Origin of the sequence: Elstera litoralis (assembly GCF_000963705.1) — a bacterium.
Classification (GTDB): Bacteria; Pseudomonadota; Alphaproteobacteria; order Elsterales; family Elsteraceae; genus Elstera; species Elstera litoralis.
Map to the genome: position 1 here is coordinate 1 of NZ_LAJY01000049.1, position 4891 is coordinate 4891.

Below are 4891 nucleotides of genomic sequence, written 5' to 3' on the forward strand. Positions count from 1 at the left end.
ATCGCCGAAGGGTTCGATATAGGACGGCTGGCGTACATTTCACAGCCCAGCCTCTCAAACGAAAAACGGCCCGCCCTTTCAGGCGAGCCGCTCCCCGAACGCTGTTACCCGTCGAACTACGAAGCGAGGCTCCGCAGCACATACGGCAGAATCCCGCCGTGGCGGTAATATTCGACCTCATCGAGCGTATCGATGCGGCTCAGCACCTGGATGACTTCCACCGTGCCATTGGCGCGGGTGAGGGTGACGGTCAGGTCTTGGCGCGGCTTCAGGCCCGCTTCGACGCCGGAAATATCGAAGACTTCCGTGCCATCGAGGCCGAGGGTCTGGCGGGTCATGCCGTCTTTGAACTGGAGCGGCAGAATGCCCATGCCGACCAGATTCGAGCGGTGAATACGCTCGAAGCTTTCGGCAATAACGGCCTTCACGCCCAGCAGCAAGGTGCCCTTCGCCGCCCAGTCGCGGCTGGAGCCCGTGCCATATTCCTTACCGGCAACGATAACGAGCGGCGTGCCTTCGGCCTTATACTTTTGCGCCGCATCGTAGATGAACATCGGCTCGCCGGTCGGCTGGAAAACGGTGACGCCGCCGCTGGTGCCGGGGGCCATTTCGTTCTTCAGGCGGATATTGGCAAACGTGCCGCGCATCATGACTTCGTGATTGCCCCGGCGCGCGCCGTAGCTGTTGAAGTCGATCGGGCGGACCTGATGTTCCAGCAGATAGGCACCGCCGGGGCTGTCTTTCTTAATCGAACCGGCCGGGGAGATATGGTCGGTCGTGATCGAATCGCCCAAGATCGCCAGCGGACGCGCCTTGCGGATATCCGACACCGCGCCGGGCTCCTTCGCCATGCCGACGAAATAGGGCGGGTTCTGAACATAGGTGCTGCCGCCGTCCCACACATAGGTTTCGCCCGTGGTGGTTTCGATCGCGCGCCATTCGTCCGGCCCGTGGAAAACGTTGCCGTAGCGGGCTTTAAACATTTCCGAGGTCAGGCTGGCTTCGAGCGCCGCCTGAATGTCGGCGTTCGACGGCCAAATATCCTTGAGGTAGACCGGCTGCCCATCCTTGCCCGTACCGAGCGGATCGGTGGCGACATTTACCGTCATCGTGCCGGCGAGGGCATAGGCGACGACCAGCGGCGGCGAGGCGAGGTAGTTTGCCTTCACGTGCGGGCTGATGCGGCCTTCAAAGTTGCGGTTGCCCGACAGAACGGCGGCGACGGTGAGATCGCCCTTTTCCACAGCGGCGGCAATCGGATCGGCCAGCGGGCCGGAGTTGCCGATACAGGTGGTGCAACCATAGCCTACCAGATTGAAGCCGAGCTTATCGAGATAGGGGGTCAGGCCCGCCTTATCGAGATAATCGGTGACGACCTGGGAGCCGGGAGCGAGCGAGGATTTTACCCAGGGCTTGCGCTCCAGGCCGAGTTCCACGGCCTTTTTCGCCAGCAAACCGGCGGCAATCAGCACGCTCGGGTTCGAGGTATTGGTGCAGGAGGTGATGGCGGTGATGACCACATCGCCATCGGTCAGCTCGTAGTTGGAGCCTTCCACGGCCACCTTGCGCACGGCAGGAACGCCCGAATCGGTCAGGGTCTTGCTGAAGCTGGTATTGGCATCGCTCAGCAGCACGCGGTCTTGCGGGCGCTTCGGCCCGGCCATCGACGGCAGCACCGAGGCGAGATCGAGTTCCAGCGTCGTCGTGAACACCGGGTCCGGCGTCGTGGCATCGCGCCACATGCCTTGGGCCTTGGCATAGGCTTCCACCAGCTTCACGCGGGCAGGCTCGCGGCCAGTGAAATTGAGGTAGCGGATGGTTTCGGCATCGATGGGGAAGAAGCCGCAGGTGGCGCCATATTCCGGGGCCATATTGGCGATGGTGGAGCGGTCGGCCAGCGACAGGTGATCGAGGCCCGGCCCGTAGAATTCGACGAACTTGCCGACAACGCCGAGCTTGCGCAGCATCTGCGTGACGGTCAGCACCAAATCGGTCGCGGTCGCGCCTTCCGGCAGCTTGCCGGTGAGCTTGAAGCCGACGACATCGGGCACCAGCATCGAAACCGGCTGGCCGAGCATCGCCGCTTCCGCTTCGATCCCGCCGACGCCCCAACCGAGCACCGCGAGGCCGTTGACCATCGTCGTGTGGCTATCGGTGCCGACGCAGGTATCGGGATAGGCCACCGTCTTACCGTCTTCCGTCGCGGTCCACACCACTTGCGCCAGATATTCGACGTTCACCTGATGGCAAATGCCGGTGCCGGGCGGCACGACGCGGAAATTATTGAAGGCCGATTGGCCCCAGCGCAGGAAGGCGTAGCGTTCGTGATTGCGCTCGAACTCCAGCTTCACATTATCGGCAAACGCGTGCTCGGTGCCGAAATTATCGACCATCACCGAGTGATCGATGACCAGATCGACCGGCGAGAGCGGGTTGATCTTCTGCGGATCGCCGCCGAGGGCCACCATCGCATCGCGCATCGCCGCCAAATCGACCACGGCGGGAACGCCGGTGAAATCCTGCATCAGCACGCGCGCCGGGCGGTAGGCGATTTCCTTTTCCTCGCCGGACGGCTGCCAATCGGCCAGCGATTTGACATCGGCGACGGAAACCGTGCGCTCGTCCTGGTAGCGCAGCAGATTTTCCAGCAGCACTTTCAGCGACATCGGCAGGCGGGTCACATTCGTGTGACCGGCTTCCACGAGGGCGGCGAGGCTGAAATAATCAAAGGAAACGCCATCGACGCTGAGCGTGCGACGGGTTTTGAGCGTGTCGATTCCGACGGTCACGGGAGTTCTCCGTTCTTGTTGCGGGTTCAGTCGCGGCAGCAGTCGAACCCAACCCTTCCAATCGGCGAGTGTACGCGGGATCGATGACAGAACAAGACGGAAGAACTGGGGGGTTCCCCTAGTTTTTCTTATGATGCCGTTGCCCGCGCCACGCAAAGCCCGCCGCCACGCTCGCAAGCGCCAGCAAACCCGCGCCAATGGCGAAAATCGCCTCATAGGCTTGGGTTGCGGCAAACAACAGCGCAAAACCCTGGCCTGCGAGGGCTTGGAAGGCCGAGAAAATCAGCGTGAGTTTCCGCCACGCGCCGCGATGGGCGTCCGCCCCTACCAATTCTAGGGCAACGCCCGAGGTGAGCATCGCCGCGCCGGGCGTTGCCGCGCCGACGATGAGGCTCGAAATCACCAGGGCGGGCAGCGACGCCGAAAACAAGGGCAGGGCAATCGCCAGCGCCTTTGCCCCCAGCATCAGGGTCAAGGCGGCGCCAAAACCGATCTTATCGGCCAACCGTCCGAGCAACAGCACGCCCAAGGCCGCCCCGATGCCGAAGAGAACCCAAAAATAGCCGCCGACTGCGACGCCGTGCCCCAGGCCGCGCGCGATGTAATCGACCCAAAAGACCGTATGGGGAATGAAGCCCATCGCGTCCCCAGCGTAGGCGGCGGCAAGGCAGAGCAATGGTAGCGTCCAGCGCGGCCCCGGCCCACTCGGCAGCGCCGCCGCTTGGGATTTCAATGTTGGAGGTTTCTCCGGCCACCCGGACCAGGCCGGAATCCACAGCAGCAGCGCCAAGACCGCAAGCCCCAGCCACGCCGCGACGATATCGATTTGCGCCAACCAGGGCACGACGGTCCCGGCGAGAATAATCCCAATCCCGATGCCGCAGAACACGAGCCCGCTGATCGTGCCGCGCCGGGATACCGGCACTTGGCTGAGCAAGGCCGAGGGGGCGAGAATCAGAATGAGCGCGCCGGCGATTCCCGTCAGCATCCGCCAGGGCGCGAGCCAAATGAGTCCCCACTCCGGCCCCCAGTTCGGAATCCCCGCCAGCGTCGCCAGCAGCACCGCGCCGACCGAAGCGCGCAGCACAAAGCCGACGCCATAGCGGTCCGCGAGCCGCAGCGCCATCAAGGAGCCCAGAAAATAACCGATAAGGTTCGCTGCGCCCAACCACACAGCCTGCGGGCCAGTGAAGAGACCGGCGGCGACCAAGGCGGGGATCAGCGGCGTAAAAGCAAAGCGCCCGATGCCGTGGCCGACGATCAGCGTCGCCATGCCGGGCAGGGCCTGCCGAAAGGCCGAAATTTGCGGAGGAAGAGCCGTCATCAGCCGGTGGAAGCGCGCGGGCGGGCGCGCCCCAATCGCCTAAGACCGGCGGTTACGCATCGTCCCGCTCAACTTTTTCCAGGAACCGCGCCGCGCGCGTCAAAGCTTCCTGAAAATGAACCGTGCGAACCGGGGCCGCGACGGTAGAGCGGGCATGCATCAACAAATAGCCGAGTTGATGCTTCATCATATCGGCATTTTCCAAGTGGCGCGCCAGGGTCATCAGGTAATCGTAAAGTTCCTGATCCTGGTGCTTCTCATACATCGCCGACGCTTTGGTGTAGAGTTCTTCGAGCGCCTTGTTCATTTTTTTAACCCTCCCGCGTGTACCGGCCCGATATTATGACCTATCGGACCCGGCTAAAAGCGTGCGCGCTTGTGCGGCGCAACACAAAAACCCTGCCGGAATCCCTCCCCCCTGGCAAGGGGGTTTGACGGGCACGGCATGCATTATCAAACTTCGGTAATAAAACGCGTCATACGCGACTAAAACCCGCGCTTCGAATAGAAAAACCCTCGGAAGCTTGCTAGGATTTCGGGCATGGCCAAGGGTTTAAGTTTCTTTGCGGGCGGATTATGGGGGTTGGCTGGCGTGATCGGCGCGGGCAGCCTTGGGCTTATTCTGGCCGATCAGAATGGCCTGCTCGCGCCCGCCACCCAGCTTTGAGCCTTGTCCCGCCCAGCTTTGCGGAAACCGCGCTTCCGCTGCCGGAAGTCGAACCGCTGCTGTCGCTCGCGGGTCCCCCGCCACCGCCCGTCGTGATTCCCATCGAGTTCG

4 protein-coding genes are annotated in these 4891 nt (G+C 62.8%); 1 reads left to right on the top strand and 3 read right to left on the bottom strand.

The window, feature by feature from the left end; all coding sequences use genetic code 11:
- Positions 1–116: 116 nt before the first annotated feature.
- The 3 genes from acnA to VZ95_RS02775 all read right to left on the bottom strand — a co-directional run bounded on the left by acnA (position 117) and on the right by VZ95_RS02775 (position 4420).
- Entirely contained in the window at positions 117–2789 is a 2673-nt protein-coding gene (gene acnA / locus VZ95_RS02765) for an aconitate hydratase AcnA (protein WP_045774518.1), read from the bottom strand.
- Between the two features lie 118 nt (positions 2790–2907).
- Complete coding sequence (locus tag VZ95_RS02770) at positions 2908–4113, bottom strand: YbfB/YjiJ family MFS transporter (protein WP_045774519.1); 1206 nt, start codon at positions 4111–4113, stop codon at positions 2908–2910.
- 52 nt (positions 4114–4165) lie between these two features.
- Complete coding sequence (locus VZ95_RS02775; RefSeq protein WP_045774520.1) at positions 4166–4420, bottom strand: hypothetical protein; 255 nt, start codon at positions 4418–4420, stop codon at positions 4166–4168.
- Positions 4421–4654: 234 nt separating this feature from the next.
- On the opposite strand from VZ95_RS02775, the gene VZ95_RS27885 reads away from it, so the two are divergent.
- A complete protein-coding gene (locus VZ95_RS27885) occupies positions 4655–4780 on the top strand; it encodes a hypothetical protein (protein ID WP_269747046.1) in 126 nt (41 codons plus the stop codon).
- The last annotated feature ends 111 nt before the right edge of the window (positions 4781–4891 follow it).

What these genes read in the sequence shown, in the direction of transcription:
- VZ95_RS02770 (WP_045774519.1), bottom strand. Translation starts at nt 4,113, where the DNA reads ATGACGGCTCTTCCTCCGCAAATTTCGGCCTTTCGGCAGGCCCTGCCC.
- VZ95_RS02775 (WP_045774520.1), bottom strand. Translation starts at nt 4,420, where the DNA reads ATGAACAAGGCGCTCGAAGAACTCTACACCAAAGCGTCGGCGATGTAT.
- VZ95_RS27885 (WP_269747046.1), top strand. Translation starts at nt 4,655, where the DNA reads ATGGCCAAGGGTTTAAGTTTCTTTGCGGGCGGATTATGGGGGTTGGCT.